The following is a 14911-nucleotide window of genomic DNA, read 5'->3' as shown; positions in this document are numbered from 1 at the left end:
GTCTTGTACTCTTTGAACGCTAACGAGATTCGATTCTCAGACATGAGGTCTGCTTATGGTGACTCCCTTGTAAAGCTTGGAATGGAGTATCCAAACATTGTGTGCGTCGGAGGAGATACTACTGACTCACTCAAAACAAAGAAATTTGGTGAAAAATTTCCAGACCGGCTCTTTAATGTAGGCATTGCTGAGGCAAACTTGGTTTCTGTAGCCGCCGGCCTTGCAATAGCAGGAAAAATAGCATTTGCAAGCACTTATGCTGCATTCATCCCAGGCCGATGTCTGGATCAGATCCGTAACGCTATCTGTTATCCTAGTTTGAATGTAAAAATTGTGGTCTCCCATGCTGGACTATCTGTTGGACCAGATGGTGCTTCCCATCAGCAAATCGAGGATATTTCAATAATGAGATCGCTTCCAAATATGCGCGTCTTGGTGCCTGGGGACGCACCTTCAGTAAAAAAGCTACTAGAAAAAATTGTTGACATCCACGGTCCATTTTATATGAGACTCGCAAGACCATCTACAGAAGAGATCAATACAGGAGACTCTGATTTTGATATAGGTAAAGGTAGGATTGTAACCGATGGCACTGATTTGAGTATATTTGCCTGTGGAACCATGGTCTCTATCTCTCAAAAAGCGAGTGAGATTCTTAAGAAAGACCATGGAATCTCAAGCCGGGTTATAGATATGTACTCGATAAAACCTATTGACACCGATTTGATTTACAAATGCACAAAGGAAACTGGGTCACTCATATCTGTTGAAGAACACAGTATTATAGGCGGCCTCGGCTCTGCTATTTCTGAGGTTACATCAGATATTTGTCCTACCTTCGTAACGAAAATTGGTATTAGAGATATGTTTGGGGAATCCGCACGAGATGAGGAAATTGACAATCTTTTGGAGAAATACGGACTTTCACCGAAAGAAATAGTAAGAAATGCTCTTGAATTAAAGAAAAGGGAGAAAAAATGAAGATATTTTTAGACACTGCTAACTTTGATTCTATAGTAAAATTCAATGAAATGGGAATAGTGGATGGGATCACTACTAATCCTACATTACTTTCAAAGGAAAAAGGTAATCCGATTGAAACTATGAAAAAAATTGTAGAGTACGTCAAGGGACCAGTTAGCTTGGAAATAGTTGCCTCTTCATTTGACGAAATGATGGATGAGGGATTAAAACTCGCAAAGTATGGTGAAAATGCAGTAGTAAAGGTGCCCATGACTTCAGATGGGCTTAAAGTTGTAAAGGCGTTAAGCAGCAAGAACATAAAAACGAACGTAACGCTAGTATTTTCGGCAAATCAAGCATTACTTGCAGCCAAAGCTGGCGCTACATATGTGAGTCCCTTCATAGGTAGATTGGATGACATCGGGCATGAAGGCCTTAACCTTATCAAGGAGATAGTTCAAATTTTTACAAATTACTCTATCCCTACACAAGTTTTGGTAGCCAGTGTGCGACATCCATTGCATGTTATCGAATCTGCAAAAATAGGTGCAGATGTGGTTACCTTGCCCCCCGATACTTTGGATAAAATGATACGTCATCCACTTACGGATAAGGGTCTAGATTTGTTCTTAAACGACTGGAAAAAATTAGTAAAGGATCACCCAGACCTTAAATTCTAGTCTGGTGTCCGGAACTGATTGATCAATCTACCGTCAAGAGCCCCAAAACCTTTTTTGGCAAGTCTTGTAATCTTTTTTTGGATAACGTTAAGGTTCTCTGATAATTAAGGTACGTTAGATTGTGACCAATACCCACAGCATCTGCCATATCGGCGCCCAATCCTATCGCAATCATCTGGATCCCGCTCCGCTTGTAGGATATGACAATAGACCTCACTGCATCCATATCTGACGGTTCTCCATCTGTCAACGTTACAAATATATCTGGCTTAAAGGCACTAATGCTGGGGTTCAGTATTTTATAAACTTCTCCTAACGGTGTTCCTCCCAAAGGTCTTACCTGCATTAGCCTTCTAGCATATAATGTTCCCCATTTGTTGGAGGGTGGTTTTATTATCCAGCATTTAACAGCACGTGATTCAGTGTTGAACGCATAAATGGAAAACTTTATTCCCAAATAATCTAATCCTTCACATAGTGCAACTGTCGCTTTCTTGTATTCAATTTCATTATCCTCAATACTGCTTGAAAGGTCCAACAATATTGCAATCTTGACATTTATCGCAATTTTCTTGTCTCGGATAAAAACTTTAGGCTGCCTTTCGATATAATTTTCTACTTCAATTTCCTCTCCGGTAAAATCGTATCTTTCTCTCCAGCCGCTCTTCCATTCCTTGAGGGCTGTTTTTATCTTGTTTATCAAATTAAAATCATATATAGCATTTTCACTAATTCCTCCAGTATTATCTGGTATTGCAATAGACAAATTTTCAGTTGTCTCAAACCCCTTATTGTCATTTTTTTGACTCTCTTTTACGATTATTCTAAATTCCTCATTGATATCGTCTCCCTGAACGATCTCTTTTTTTAGTTTCTCGATCTCTATTTCTTTTGTCTTTATTTTTACTAATTTTTCAATTTGGGAGAGTATTTCTTCCTGTTTCATAGATAATCCTACCTTACTTTTGGGCATAAGCACGGGTATAGGTGGAACTGACATCAAAGAGTCAACCTGCAAGATCTTTATTATCTGTCTTGTCTCTTTTTCCAGCCATTTTTGATCTTCTGTGGGATTGTGGGTTTTGTTTCTGAGGTTAAAATTCTTGATGTACTCTTTAATCACATCGTGAGCATACTCGGCTGCTCTTATGACTCGCTCTCTCTCGCCGCCAAATAGCTCTCCTTTAAAGTAACCTGTAAGAAAGTATTGAGAAAATGCTTCCAGAACTTTATTTTTACCATGGAGAGAATTTAAAAGGGGTTTATTATGCCAAGATAACCCCTCATAAAATATTATCTCCTTTATCATGCCCTTCCATTCTTCAAGCCCCAGAATCTCGATCCGTTTTGTTTCTAATATGTTAAAAATAAATCCAAAGACTAAATCTGTATCAAATATCTTGAATGAATGCTTGAGTCTTACTGATTCGTACCACAATAATGTTCTCCATTGTCTATACTTTTGGAAAATGTTACCATAGAAATAATCTAATCCTGGAAGTGTTATCCTTTTTTTGTCTAAATTAGTAGAAATTTTGCCTTCTCGGGAAATATGGACTGTTGATTCAGAACTATCTGACCAACGTCTTGACAAAAATGTCGCAATCTCTAATAGTACATCATTTCTAATGTGAATATTTTCAAGATCCATATCATCAAATTTCGGAAGTGACTCTGCCCTGACCTTTTTTCTTTCAATAATGACCTTTGCATTTGTGTTGGTTTTATTATCTGTGGTAGTATCGTAAAGATTCGATAACGGAGATCCAATTTTATTGCTTTTTTCTTCCTTTCTTTGCTGACTTTTTTTCCCTTCTCCTTCTTTTTCTTCGTCTTCAGAATCCTTCTTATTCCAAAAGATGGACATGCCTTCTCTTTAGATGAATATAGATGCTATAATATCCATAACTTTTCGATATTCTATTTCTCCCCATTGATGATAAACGTTTGCAAATACTATTTCTGCTGCGTCCTTTGGATTTGTTCCGTTTACTACCAACTTTGAGAATGCGATTGTCTCTCTTAGACTAGGACTATAAAAGATCTCCTCAAGTGAAGCAGCTTTTCTCAAGTTTGTAGCCAGTTTTATGGCGCTTCTTATGTATTCTTCGTGAGTTAGGTTGTTAATATTTACATGCTTTCTTATTATCTCCATTTCAGTTTCTTCGGGTGGGTAATCAAGCATTATTCTTACAGGAAAACGACTCAAGATCTGAGGAGGAAGTTCTTTAGTTCCTACATGTGATAACGGGTTGATTGTTCCTATTACAAACCAATTTTCCTTAGCATTTATTATCTGACCATGATGCTCCTTTAAGACGATTTGCCTTCGGTCATCCAATGCTTCATCCAGTCTTAATAGGACATCTGGTTCAGCAGCATTTAATTCATCCAAATACAATAAATCTCCTCGAGTCATTGAATGGACTAAAACTCCGTTCACAAAATTAATTTGACCGTTATCTATGGTATTTGTCCCAATCAAGTGGGATTCTCTAGTCCTTAAGCTAAAGTTTACAGAAGATAGTTCCTTGCCCATTTGGGAAGCAAATTTCCTGACCAAAGTGGTTTTGCCAGTGCCTTTTGGACCTATAATCAACACAAAAATTCCCAGTTGATATGCTTTCTGTAGTACATCAAATGCATGATTCCAGTCGATATACTCTACATTCGCATCATTGGCTGTAGACATCAATTTAAGTTTTATCCCTATTCTATCTAATTAAAATATATCGAAGGTAAAACAACTTGTATGACCAATTGAGCCGATATATTATCATAAATGAATGAATCAAAAACAAGATTATAAAAAGGGATAGATAATGGTAAATTCATTCACGAACATATACTGAACCTTTGATTAATCCTTTTTTGTCTCGTCTTAATCGGATTGAATGTGTCTGTACTCTTTACTCAGTACAAGATGGTGGAAATTCAAATTTTCAATAATTCTTTTCTTTCTTTCTTTCTCTCTTTTTTCATAAACGAAGTCTGCCGTCTGAATTTATTATAGAAAAGAACTCTTGCTTTGTGTTGTTATTTTCCTTAAATATTCCATCTACAGCAGATGTTGTGAATTCAGCCGAAGTAGACTGGGTACCCCTGGCAAACACACATGTATGAATTGCTTTAATTACAACGCCTACTCCCTTTGGTTCCAATCTGTTTTTGATTTCTTCTAGAATTTGATAAGTCAGTCTCTCTTGTAACTGGGGTTTGGAAGAAACTTTGTCAACAAGTCTTTGAAACTTTGACAAACCAAAAATCTTGTTATTGGGTATGTAGCCTATTGCCACCTCTCCAAAGAATGGCAGAAGATGATGCTCACAGAATGAAAAGAGCCTAAGATGGTTTCCAATTATCATGTCATCATGATCTGCCTTAAACGCCGTAAATTTATCATATGCTCTTTTCCGATACAATTCTTCACCAAAAGCACGCAATCTTCTACTGGTTTCTTTGTCGTAATTCTTATCTTCCCCTCCAATCAATCTGTAATAGCCATTGATTATGCTGTTGAATTCGTCTCTAGATGCGTCTAATAGCACATCGTCGTTTAATCCCTTGCTTTTTAATTTCAACTTTTCCTTAACAACCATTTTAATCTGTATATCTGAAAGTAATATTGAAGGAAATCAAATAAAAATCCTTTCGTTATTATCGTTTTCAATTCTGTTTATATAATTTCATAGCAGCAATCTGTATCCTCAAATGACTTTATGGTGTTATTAGAATTGATAATTATTTTACGAATCATGATTTTTTCATTTCTTATTTTTCTTCGAGTTGAACTAGATATCACTATCTGATCTGTTTCTGCAAATTCTTGTAACCTACTGGCAAGGTTGACATTGGTGCCAACAGCAGTAAACTGGTTATATAGCAAGCAAATACGTACAAAACCGGTATTTATACCGCATTTTAAATCAAAATCAGGTAGTTTAGAGAGAGGTCCGTGTAATATTTTGCTGTTTTCATGCTGTGATTGTTGTTTTAACGTTTCTGATGGCATCTTGTCCTTACAATTTAGTTTTGTTTTAGATGCAATTGATGCTGATAATTTTTCTAGTCTATTTGTCCACTCAATTCTTAATTCATTTTTTAAACATTTAAAGCGACTTCGTAATTCGATGGCTGCTTTTACCGCGTTCAAGGCCCCATCATCATTATCATCTCTATCATGAGAATTTGGCGTCGATGGTGAGAATTGATTGTGATCGATGTCCAATGATCCAAACCATGACATGACGCCATCACCAATGGCCTTATCCCACACACCATTATTCCTGTTAATTACATTTCTTGTAATTCTATAATATTTCTCCAAAAACTCAAGCAAGAAATCTTCTTGATCTAATTCATAAAATATTTTTGCCAACCTGGAAAAACCACTAATGTCCCAGAATACGACGGTGATAGGAAGTCTGTATGTCTCAGTCAGGTGTAACAGGTTGTTCTCTTCCTCTTGTGTTTGCTGGCCAACCTTTTCTTTAAGTAATAGCTTTTCAGAATTATAAATTCCCTCCCCACCCAATACATCGATATTGTGTGACATTGGCAATATTTACCAAGACTAGTATAAATGCTTTTCTAATAGCTTTATAATTTTAAACATTTTTTTTAATTCAAAAACGCTTTTTGAATATTTCAAGCAAGTCAAGAAGGAAGGGATAGAATAAATTAACTGCGACACTTTATAATTTTAGTGGTAATTACTTTAGATTGTTCTTGTACTAATGAATTGAGCAAATGTGCCAAAATAATTGACGAAGGAGGCATTGTGATATTTCCTACTGATACTGTTTATGGAATTGGATGTGATCCAACCAACGAGCTTGCTGTGTTAAAACTATTTAAGCTCAAAAACCGCCCTATGAATAAAACCCTTCCATTATTAACTTTTTCCCAATCAATGGTTACTAAAGTTGCTCAAATTTCCAAACCTGCGAAGATTTTGATGGACAAATTTTGGCCTGGTCAATTGACTCTGGTTCTAAATTCCCATACTGATAATATTGGCAGTGGGAATGTTAGGTTCTCCAAATACGTCGTTGATTCTGTCAACCAGTCTATCGCCTTACGTGTACCAGGAAGCCAATGTACAAGAGATATTATTGGTGCAACCAAGACCAAGTTTCTGGTAGGAACTAGTGCCAATATTTCCAAAGAACCATCACCTGAGAATCTTGGCGAATTAGACATGCGATTAGTTTCAAAGTGCGATGCTCTAGTTTATGATAAGACCAGACTGGGTACACCGCCAGGATATTTTGTATCGATTTGTGAAGGACGATTACCACAAGAAATACAGGCGACTACAGCAGGAAAGGGATTGGCAGAGGGAACATCACTAAACTATCCGAATCAAAGATTATTTTCTGTTGATGCCAGATTAACTCGATCAAATTCGCTATTAGGAGAGGTGTCTACATCTACAACATCAGCTGCACCAGCAACTCCATCATCTATTGTTGCTGCCAGAGAATCTCAGGCGATCAAAATAAGTAGGATGGAATCTACAATTGTAGACCTTACACACGACAATCAACCCAAGATAATCCGTGAAGGATCAGTACCAAAAGATAAAATTATTGAGGTACTCAAAGCTATTGGAAAGGTTAGACTTTAAAATTATGAATTTCAATTTTGTCGCTACAACGTTCAGGTACAGGGAGGAAGATCTGATAAATGAGCTAGAAGACTTGTTTTATGAATTTGGAGAGACTACTGTGGAGGTTCAGGAGACCAATGTTTCAGGATTGATAGTTGGACAATGTTCTAAAGACCCTTGCGAGTTTATCAAATTTTTGAGGACAAAATTAGAAACGTCGATGTGGGAGATTAGGTATTTGTTGCGATTTATTCCAATCCAGACAGTAGTAACGACAGATATTGAGAATATTAAGAATGCACTCTTAAAATTACTTGATGAATCGAATATTCCTCATGATCAAACTATAAAAATTCTGGTTGAAAAAAGACATACTCCTATAAAAAAGATGGATGTAATAGATGCGGTGGGACCTCATCTTAAATTGCCGGTGGATTTGTCTGATCCTCAATGGATCCTTTTAGTAGAGATAATCGGGAAATATTCGGGTATCTCTGTATTGTCTCCTAATTCGATGTTTAGTTCAATGATTGAAAAAAGAGTATCCGATTGATGTTTCTTTTATTTATCTAGATTAGGATTGCAAAAAATACTTTATCCCAATGAAATCGCTGCTCTTTCGACCAGAAATTTTAGGAATTCAATATCATTTGTAAATAACTCTGATCTGGGTGCTTTGATCTTTTCTTTAAAAAGAGTGTTAATAATATAATCTCTTTTTGAATTGTCTGAGGGAATCAATATCTCTTCTTTATCTCGTGAGTCGTATTGATAACTGGTAATCCCATTATTGTCATTTTTTTCTTTGCTGGCATATTTGACAGTACCATACCTTTCAAATTCCTTTTCAATTCCCATTAGTTTCTGACTATTATTATCATCTGTTAGAATTATTATCACAAAATCCTTGTTAGATTTGTCCCCGAAATTTAACCTTAAAGCTTCACTTATCTGGTCGGTACAACATATTCTCATCAAGAATTCCACTTCTAAATTCTTGATTTCAGAAACAATGTTTCTTCGCTTTCGCTCATTTATTATTTTCATTATTCCAATAATGTGTTCTATGCCAAACACAAGATGGGCATTTACAAAAATAAGATCTAGATTATTGTAATCTGAGTTTTTCTTTATCTCTTCATAAACTCTCTTGACATTGGAATCGAAAAAAGCGACTACGAATACTCTAGCTTTTAATCCTCCAACAGTTATAATGTTACTCATATGTATTGGTCCCCATCATGAAATTGATAATGATGAAAGGGTCCTTTCTAATTTTCTTCCGATTTCGCTGGTCATTTCTTATTCTTTGATTCTTGAATTCATCTTATTCGATTGGCTTTGTCTCGGATCAAAAAACACTGGAACAGGTGCAAAAAAATCCAAAAAGCGTGCTAAAAATCCGAGATATAAAATACGTGAATGAAGGTAGTTAGTAGTATTAAACCAAGAAATCTGCTTTATCTTTTGAACTATGTAAATGACAAATTATTATGTCGACAGTGGTGTCTTTAGTAATCAATCAATCATAATTTATCCCTTTGCCTTTTATACAAAAACTCAATACCTCCCCTACAATATCTTTCCTATTGAATGGACATGGCCTAGGAAGCACATATTGGAATGAAGTCATCAGGATTCTTAGAAACATCATTCCTGTATACGATAAGGTAAACAGTGCCATATCTTTGGGAAGAGATAATCAATTTAGAACTGAAGGCATTATTAAATCTGTTTTTCCTGGTAATAAAGTGCTTGATGCAGGTTCGGGTTACGGAAATATGTCAAAACTAGTTCTTGAGAATGTTTCAAAAGACGTAACGATCCACTTTTACGATCCAATTCCAGAAATGCTAAAAAACATTTCTAGTAACTTCAAAGGGTATGACTTTAATTACTGTTTGTGCAGCGGGGTTTTTGAAAAAATACCATTTAAATCTGAATCCTTTGACGCCGTTATTTGTGGTTATTCCATACGCGACTCAATTGACCTTGAACAAGCCTTTGAGGAAATTCACCGTGTCCTAAAAGATGATGGTCGGTTCTTAATAGTAGATTTGGGAAAGCCTGACAATTTTCTATTGCGAGCATTAGTGACTATTTATTTGAAATATTTCTTAGTGATATTGGCCTATTTAACAGCCGGTAGGAAAGGACTGCCATTTCGGACTTTGTATGGTACTTATTTACGATGGCCAAAAAATAATGTTTTAAAGCAGCTTTTATCAAAAAGATTTTCAAAGGTAGATTTTAAAAAAAAACTGTTAGGGGGTGCAATAATAGTAGTAGCTTACAAGTGATATAGACCAAAAGTAAATAAGTTCGTAAATTCCAGATCTAAAATACATTGGCAAGCTGCCTGCTTTATGTTGATTTATTATTATTATATAATCAATATTTTGGGTAATAATCCAGCCTAATTTTACATTTAGAGTGTAAGGAAAATTTTTAAACCGAATAGAGTATTGGAGTTTTGTTGACCGATCAAAATAAAATAAAATCTATATTTGAAGATTCTTTTAAGAATGAAGTTAAGGTTATAACAGAGGAAACCGCAAAAGGTATTCTTTCCGATTATAATATTTCAGTACCTGGGTTTGCCTTGGTAAAAGATGAAGAGTCTGCTGTGACTGAGGCAAAAAGACTCGGGTTTCCACTGGTCGCGAAAATTGTTTCTCCACAAATTTTGCACAAGACTGATGTGGGAGGAGTTAAAATTGACTTAAGAGATGAAGAATCTGTAAGATCCGCCTTTAATGACATGTATAATAGATTATCAAAGGAGTACGACGTAAAAGGTGTTCTTCTTGAAAAAATGGTTCCAAAAGGTGTTGAGATGATCGTTGGGTTACAAAATGATCCTCAATTTGGTCCTGTAATAATGGTGGGATTAGGGGGGATCTTTACTGAATTATTCAAGGATGTTTCATTTAGAGTTCTGCCTATTACAAAGGATGATGCTTTACAGATGATCGAGGAACTGCAAGGCAAAATGCTTCTAAAAGGATACCGAGGATCAGAGCCAATAGATCTAAATGTTCTATCTGATGCCCTGCTTAACATTGGAAAGCTAGGATATGATATTTCTCCGTATTATGAGAGTATCGATTTCAATCCATTAATCGTATATCCGAGTAGTTATTTTGTCGCTGATGCAAAGATCTTGCTATCTGAAAAGCCAAACTACGATGTAGTTTCTCAAAGCCAACCAAATTCAACTCATATGGATCGGTTCTTTAATGCAAAGTCGGTGGCTCTTATAGGGGCTTCTCCTGAGGTAGGAAAGGTAGGCAATTCCGTGTTAGAGACTCTGGTAAAACATGATTACAAAGGAAAGGTATATCCAGTAAATGCGAAGGGATATCCAGAAATAATGGGAATCCCTGCATACAAGAGCCTAGAGGATATAAATGAACCCGTTGATGTAGTTGTAGTTACTGTAGATTTGAAATTTGTTCCTGACTTGTTAAAAATCTGCGGACAAAAATCTATTCATAATGTCGTCATTATTTCTGGTGGTGGCAAAGAACTTGGTGGAGAGAGGGCTGCAATCGAACAACAAATAAAGGATCTGTCTTCCCAACTAAAAATTCGTATAATCGGACCTAACTGTATTGGCATGTTTAATGGTGAAAATAGATTGGATTGTGCATTTCAGGGCCATGAGCGTATGTTGAGACCTAAAAATGGAAACGTAGCATTCTTATCACAAAGCGGCACAATAGGTATCGCATTCATGGAACACTCTTACCCGTTTGGTATGAGTAAAATGATCTCTTACGGAAACCGTTCTGATGTTGATGAAGCTGATATGATTTGGTATTTGGCCGAGGACCCACAGACCAAAGTTATTGGATTGTATGTCGAGGGATTGGGTGACGGTCGAAAGTTTGTTAATACGGCTAAACGAGTCATTAATGAAAAAAAGAAACCTATTGTGGTCTTTAAGAATGGTAGAACGACTCGAGGAGCAAAGCAGGCAGCATCACATACTGGATCTCTTGGGGGAACTTATAGTGTTGTAAAGGGTGCCTTTTCTCAGAGTGGTATAATTTCAGTAGATAGTTACGATGAACTAACAGCTTCTTTGAAGGCTCTGTCTTGGCAACCCATACCTTCGGGCAATAGAGTCGCAATGGTAACAAACGGCGCCGGACCAATTATTGCTGCTATCGATCAATTTGAAAGATTGGGATTACAGGTAGCAACCCTCAGTGACCAAAGCATGAAATCATTTAAAGAACATTATCCTGCTACCTATGTTATAGGCAATCCTTGTGATGTTACTGGCTCCGCCAATGCAGATGATTATAGATTTGCAATTCAGACCTTCATGGATGATCCTAACGTAGATATTATCATGCCTTGGTTTGTTTTTCAAGACGATCCACTTGAAGAAAAGATTGTAGATATTTTAGCAGATTTTAACAAACAAGGCAAGAAACCTATTCTAGTTGGTGCACTTGGTGGTCCATTTACGCAAAAGATGGCCAATAGGTTGGAGGACAATAATGTTCCGGTTTATCAGTCTGTAAATACATGGAGTGTAGCTGCAAGTGCCCTTGCTAAATGGGCAGCACTTTCAAAGAAATAGACCGCAAAAAACCATCTAATTTTTACAAGGTTTGTCTCTTTTTTTTGGTTTATTTATAGGAAAACCTTATTAAATTTGTTTACATAAATATAATATATCATGGCAAGTGTTCAACAACCAAAGATTCTCGATGTTACCCCAAAGGCAGCTGAAAAAGTAACTGAATTTATGAAACAAGAGGGTAAAGATAATCTATATTTGAGAGTATATGTCACTGGTGGTGGCTGCTCTGGTCTATCATACGGAATGGGATTTGAAGAGAACCCTGATGAAGATGATGTAGTCTTGGAGCAAAACAATGTAAAGATACTAGTAGACAACTATAGCCAAAAATATCTCAAGGGCGCAGTAGTCGATTATATAGAAAGTCTGATGGGATCTGGCTTTAAGATTACCAATCCGAATGTTACAAAGAGTTGTTCTTGTGGACATTCATTCTCTACTGAGTAGTAAACTTATAGTAGCAAAAGTAGAGAACTATTATCTTTTACTACCACTAGTGCATATTGATATCTAGTCAATAGCAAGATTATTTTTTTTGCGCTTTTCTTTCTTTACATTGTAATAATATTAGCAAGTTATTTTTTTTGTGTATATAATACGGTAAATGATTGGTTAATTGATTGATTGATTGGATAGATAAACTAAAATAATATGCCAGTAAATGTCTGACTCTGTCTCTCTGTCCCTTCTTTCTCTTGCATAGATAGAAATTGAGAAAAAAAAATTTTATTAAGGTGTCTATGGCCAAATGCCTTTTAACTGTATAGCCTCGGCTACCCTATTTACAGCAAGAGCGATGCTCGCTGTACGCATATTTGTATTATATTTAAGATGGGCATCATAGACCTCCTTAAATGCTCTGGTCATTATCTCATCTAATCTATCGTTTACCTCTTCTTCCTTCCAATATTCTCTTCTCAGATTTTGGAGCCACTCAAAGTAGGATACTGTAACACCACCACTATTTGCTAATACATCTGGGATGACTAATACGCCGTTGTTATAGAGTATTTGGTCAGCTTCAGGAGTAGTAGGGCCGTTTGCAGCTTCGGCAATTATTTTGGTCTTGATTCTTGATGCATTTTCACTAGTAATTTGATTTTCTAAAGCAGCAGGAATTAAGATAGTACATTCTGTAGTTAGTAATTCATCGTTAGATATTTCGGATGAACCGGGAAATCCCTTGATGGTATTGTTTTCTTTCTTATATTTAATCAACTCATTTGCGGAAAAACCATTCTTATTGATAATTGCCGCTTGAGTATCAGAAACTGCTATTATCTTTGCACCTTGTTCTTCAACAAGTTGGGCAGCGAATTGACCCGCGTTACCAAATCCTTGCACTACAACTGTAGCATCCTTCATTGATATGTTTTGTCTCTTGGAGGCTTCTCTCACGGTAAAAGATAGTCCTCTTCCTGTTGCTTCGTTACGTCCTAACGACCCTCCAATAGGTATTGGTTTTCCAGTTATTACTCCTGGCTGATCGTAATTCCCCTTTAATGTAGAGTAAGTGTCCATTATCCATGCCATTTCCTGACCTCCAGTGTATACATCTGGTGCAGGAATGTCAGTATAAGGACCAATAATGTCAGAGATTGCGTAAGCATACCTTCTTGTTAATCTTTCAAGTTCACCATTTGACATTTTCTTTGGATCGCAGATGATTCCACCCTTGCCCCCACCTAGAGGTATTCCAACAATAGCACATTTCCATGTCATCCACATAGATAAGGCCATAACCTCTTCTATAGTGACTTGCGGATGATATCTGATTCCCCCTTTAAATGGGCCTCGAGCATCGTTATGTTGTGATCTAAATCCTGTGAACACTTCCACACTTCCGTCGTCCATTTTTACAGGAAGTGACACTGTAAGTACTCTTTTTGGTTTGGCAAGAATCTTGTGAATACCCTTATCTAAATTTATAATTTTTGCAGTCTCATCAAGTTGTTTTAATGCCATTTGATAGGGGTTATCTTTATTTTCATTTGTCATAATACACTATCAGGGAAAAATTTTGATATATTTAAATTTAATTAAAATATTATTCAAGGTCTAAGAAAATACTGATTTGATTGGATTTAATAAATTGATAATTAGATTATCTTGAACTTTTCATAGCCACTATAAATATTTTCCATAAAGAAAAGTTGATAATAGAATTCATGAATTTAATTGTGCACTTTGAATTTTCGTAAGGATTCAATCGTGTGTTATTTATTTTTTTAACTTTTAGGATTTAGTATGAGTTCAAAGAAAATTGAGAAAAAAACAGATGAAAATAGGGACAATAAATCCAAAGCCCTAAGTGAGATAAACAAGTTAGAAACTTCGATCAAATCCATGTCAACTAATCTGAACAAATTAAAATCCTTGTTTAAGAAAAAAGGTAAAGCCTAAAGGTAAAACAGCAAGTCTGAGGGTTTGTATCCGTTACATTCCCTTCTATTCGCTTCGCTACCATATTCACATTTCCGCATTTTGTCTACTATAGTCATTTCTGATAATAAACAGATGGATTATTCTGCCAATACTACTAATATTACTATAATATACTTCCACAAGCACTATTAGTCAATTATTACGCAAAGAAAGGTCGAGGTTTAGTAATATGATAAATATAGTCCGGAGTCTGTATTTATTTTAATTGGTAAACACACAGACGTTAAAATCCTTCAAGACTGATTTCACAGTCAAAGTAGTGAATTTCGAGGATATACCAAGCATATCAAAGAAAATATTGGACCACTATAAAAAGTGCTATTCAAATCATAACTTTACTTTTAGAATTCTTTTACCAAGGGTTACGGACTCCCAGGAGGTAAGTAATAAATCAAAGAAAATGGGATTGTATTTACAAAACGAACTTTTGTCTGGAATTAGGTCTTCAAAGTTAAAAGCCAACATAAAGGAATTTCGATATGTGCACGATAGCGATCATTATGGTTGGATACTCTTTGATCCCTCTTTTTCTCATCATTTTGAATGAGTTCATGATTCGGTGACAATTTTTCTAAATACTCTTTGAGAATTGCAAGTCTTTACTTTTTTCTTATC

General features: G+C 35.9%; 15 protein-coding genes. 9 read left to right on the top strand and 6 right to left on the bottom strand.

What is annotated here, in order from left to right; translation table 11 throughout:
- Nucleotides 1-42: 42 nt before the first annotated feature.
- The gene (locus NFRAN_RS02260; RefSeq protein ID WP_134485580.1) at nt 43-981 is read left to right on the top strand and encodes a transketolase family protein; all 939 of its coding nucleotides are present in this window, start codon (nt 43-45) and stop codon (nt 979-981) included.
- Entirely contained in the window at nt 978-1643 is a 666-nt protein-coding gene (gene fsa, locus NFRAN_RS02255) for a fructose-6-phosphate aldolase (RefSeq protein ID WP_134482890.1), read from the top strand. The genes NFRAN_RS02260 and fsa overlap by 4 nt, the downstream gene beginning before the upstream one ends.
- Nucleotides 1644-1665: 22 nt before the next feature.
- On the opposite strand, the gene NFRAN_RS02250 is transcribed toward fsa, so the two are convergent.
- The 4 genes from NFRAN_RS02250 to NFRAN_RS02235 form a co-directional block, all read right to left on the bottom strand.
- Nucleotides 1666-3510 carry a VWA domain-containing protein gene (locus tag NFRAN_RS02250; RefSeq protein ID WP_232037918.1) on the bottom strand — a complete coding sequence of 615 codons (1845 nt, stop codon included), beginning with the start codon at nt 3508-3510 and terminating at the stop codon, nt 1666-1668.
- Between the two features lie 9 nt (nt 3511-3519).
- Nucleotides 3520-4335 carry an AAA family ATPase gene (locus NFRAN_RS02245; RefSeq protein WP_134482889.1) on the bottom strand — a complete coding sequence of 272 codons (816 nt, stop codon included), beginning with the start codon at nt 4333-4335 and terminating at the stop codon, nt 3520-3522.
- A gap of 286 nt (nt 4336-4621) precedes the next feature.
- Entirely contained in the window at nt 4622-5242 is a 621-nt protein-coding gene (folE, locus tag NFRAN_RS02240) for a GTP cyclohydrolase I (RefSeq protein ID WP_134482888.1), read from the bottom strand.
- 77 nt (nt 5243-5319) lie between these two features.
- Nucleotides 5320-6198, bottom strand: a complete 879-nt coding sequence (locus tag NFRAN_RS02235; protein WP_134482887.1) for an adenylate/guanylate cyclase domain-containing protein — start codon at nt 6196-6198, stop codon at nt 5320-5322.
- Between the two features lie 186 nt (nt 6199-6384).
- Here NFRAN_RS02235 and NFRAN_RS02230 point away from each other — a divergent pair, with 186 nt between their 5' ends.
- Both NFRAN_RS02230 and NFRAN_RS02225 read left to right on the top strand, forming a co-directional pair.
- Entirely contained in the window at nt 6385-7272 is an 888-nt protein-coding gene (locus tag NFRAN_RS02230; RefSeq protein WP_172602052.1) for an L-threonylcarbamoyladenylate synthase, read from the top strand.
- Between the two features lie 4 nt (nt 7273-7276).
- Complete coding sequence (locus NFRAN_RS02225) at nt 7277-7807, top strand: THUMP domain-containing protein (RefSeq protein ID WP_145987991.1); 531 nt, start codon at nt 7277-7279, stop codon at nt 7805-7807.
- A 41-nt stretch (nt 7808-7848) separates the two neighbouring features.
- On the opposite strand, the gene cgi121 is transcribed toward NFRAN_RS02225, so the two are convergent.
- Entirely contained in the window at nt 7849-8478 is a 630-nt protein-coding gene (gene cgi121, locus NFRAN_RS02220) for a KEOPS complex subunit Cgi121 (protein WP_134482884.1), read from the bottom strand.
- A gap of 365 nt (nt 8479-8843) precedes the next feature.
- Here cgi121 and NFRAN_RS02215 point away from each other — a divergent pair, with 365 nt between their 5' ends.
- The 3 genes from NFRAN_RS02215 (at nt 8844) to erpA (ending at nt 12298) form a co-directional block, all read left to right on the top strand.
- The gene (locus NFRAN_RS02215) at nt 8844-9554 is read left to right on the top strand and encodes a class I SAM-dependent methyltransferase (protein WP_134482883.1); all 711 of its coding nucleotides are present in this window, start codon (nt 8844-8846) and stop codon (nt 9552-9554) included.
- A gap of 176 nt (nt 9555-9730) precedes the next feature.
- A complete protein-coding gene (locus tag NFRAN_RS02210; RefSeq protein WP_134482882.1) occupies nt 9731-11848 on the top strand; it encodes an acetate--CoA ligase family protein in 2118 nt (705 codons plus the stop codon).
- A gap of 99 nt (nt 11849-11947) precedes the next feature.
- The gene (erpA, locus tag NFRAN_RS02205) at nt 11948-12298 is read left to right on the top strand and encodes an iron-sulfur cluster insertion protein ErpA (protein ID WP_134482881.1); all 351 of its coding nucleotides are present in this window, start codon (nt 11948-11950) and stop codon (nt 12296-12298) included.
- A gap of 291 nt (nt 12299-12589) precedes the next feature.
- On the opposite strand, the gene NFRAN_RS02200 is transcribed toward erpA, so the two are convergent.
- Nucleotides 12590-13849 (bottom strand): Glu/Leu/Phe/Val family dehydrogenase, encoded by a 1260-nt coding sequence (locus NFRAN_RS02200; RefSeq protein WP_134482880.1) that lies wholly within the window; start codon nt 13847-13849, stop codon nt 12590-12592.
- Between the two features lie 249 nt (nt 13850-14098).
- Here NFRAN_RS02200 and NFRAN_RS13525 point away from each other — a divergent pair, with 249 nt between their 5' ends.
- On the top strand, nt 14099-14254 hold the full coding sequence (locus NFRAN_RS13525) for a hypothetical protein (RefSeq protein ID WP_172602051.1): 156 nt from the start codon (nt 14099-14101) through the stop codon (nt 14252-14254).
- Nucleotides 14255-14501: 247 nt separating this feature from the next.
- A complete protein-coding gene (locus NFRAN_RS02195) occupies nt 14502-14843 on the top strand; it encodes a hypothetical protein (protein ID WP_134482879.1) in 342 nt (113 codons plus the stop codon).
- Nucleotides 14844-14911 lie beyond the last annotated feature (68 nt).

Source organism: Candidatus Nitrosocosmicus franklandus (assembly GCF_900696045.1).
GTDB classification, from domain to species: Archaea; Thermoproteota; Nitrososphaeria; order Nitrososphaerales; family Nitrososphaeraceae; genus Nitrosocosmicus; species Nitrosocosmicus franklandus_A.
Note: the sequence above shows the minus strand (reverse complement) of the source record. Positions and strands in the feature narration are given on the sequence as shown.

Excerpts from the sequence above, each read along its gene's own strand:
- NFRAN_RS13525 (WP_172602051.1), top strand. The coding sequence starts at position 14,099 with ATGAGTTCAAAGAAAATTGAGAAAAAAACAGATGAAAATAGGGACAAT.
- folE (WP_134482888.1), bottom strand. The coding sequence starts at position 5,242 with ATGGTTGTTAAGGAAAAGTTGAAATTAAAAAGCAAGGGATTAAACGAC.
- NFRAN_RS02235 (WP_134482887.1), bottom strand. The coding sequence starts at position 6,198 with ATGTCACACAATATCGATGTATTGGGTGGGGAGGGAATTTATAATTCT.
- NFRAN_RS02260 (WP_134485580.1), top strand. The coding sequence starts at position 43 with ATGAGGTCTGCTTATGGTGACTCCCTTGTAAAGCTTGGAATGGAGTAT.
- cgi121 (WP_134482884.1), bottom strand. The coding sequence starts at position 8,478 with ATGAGTAACATTATAACTGTTGGAGGATTAAAAGCTAGAGTATTCGTA.
- NFRAN_RS02200 (WP_134482880.1), bottom strand. The coding sequence starts at position 13,849 with ATGACAAATGAAAATAAAGATAACCCCTATCAAATGGCATTAAAACAA.
- fsa (WP_134482890.1), top strand. The coding sequence starts at position 978 with ATGAAGATATTTTTAGACACTGCTAACTTTGATTCTATAGTAAAATTC.
- erpA (WP_134482881.1), top strand. The coding sequence starts at position 11,948 with ATGGCAAGTGTTCAACAACCAAAGATTCTCGATGTTACCCCAAAGGCA.
- NFRAN_RS02250 (WP_232037918.1), bottom strand. The coding sequence starts at position 3,510 with ATGTCCATCTTTTGGAATAAGAAGGATTCTGAAGACGAAGAAAAAGAA.
- NFRAN_RS02245 (WP_134482889.1), bottom strand. The coding sequence starts at position 4,335 with ATGTCTACAGCCAATGATGCGAATGTAGAGTATATCGACTGGAATCAT.
- NFRAN_RS02225 (WP_145987991.1), top strand. The coding sequence starts at position 7,277 with ATGAATTTCAATTTTGTCGCTACAACGTTCAGGTACAGGGAGGAAGAT.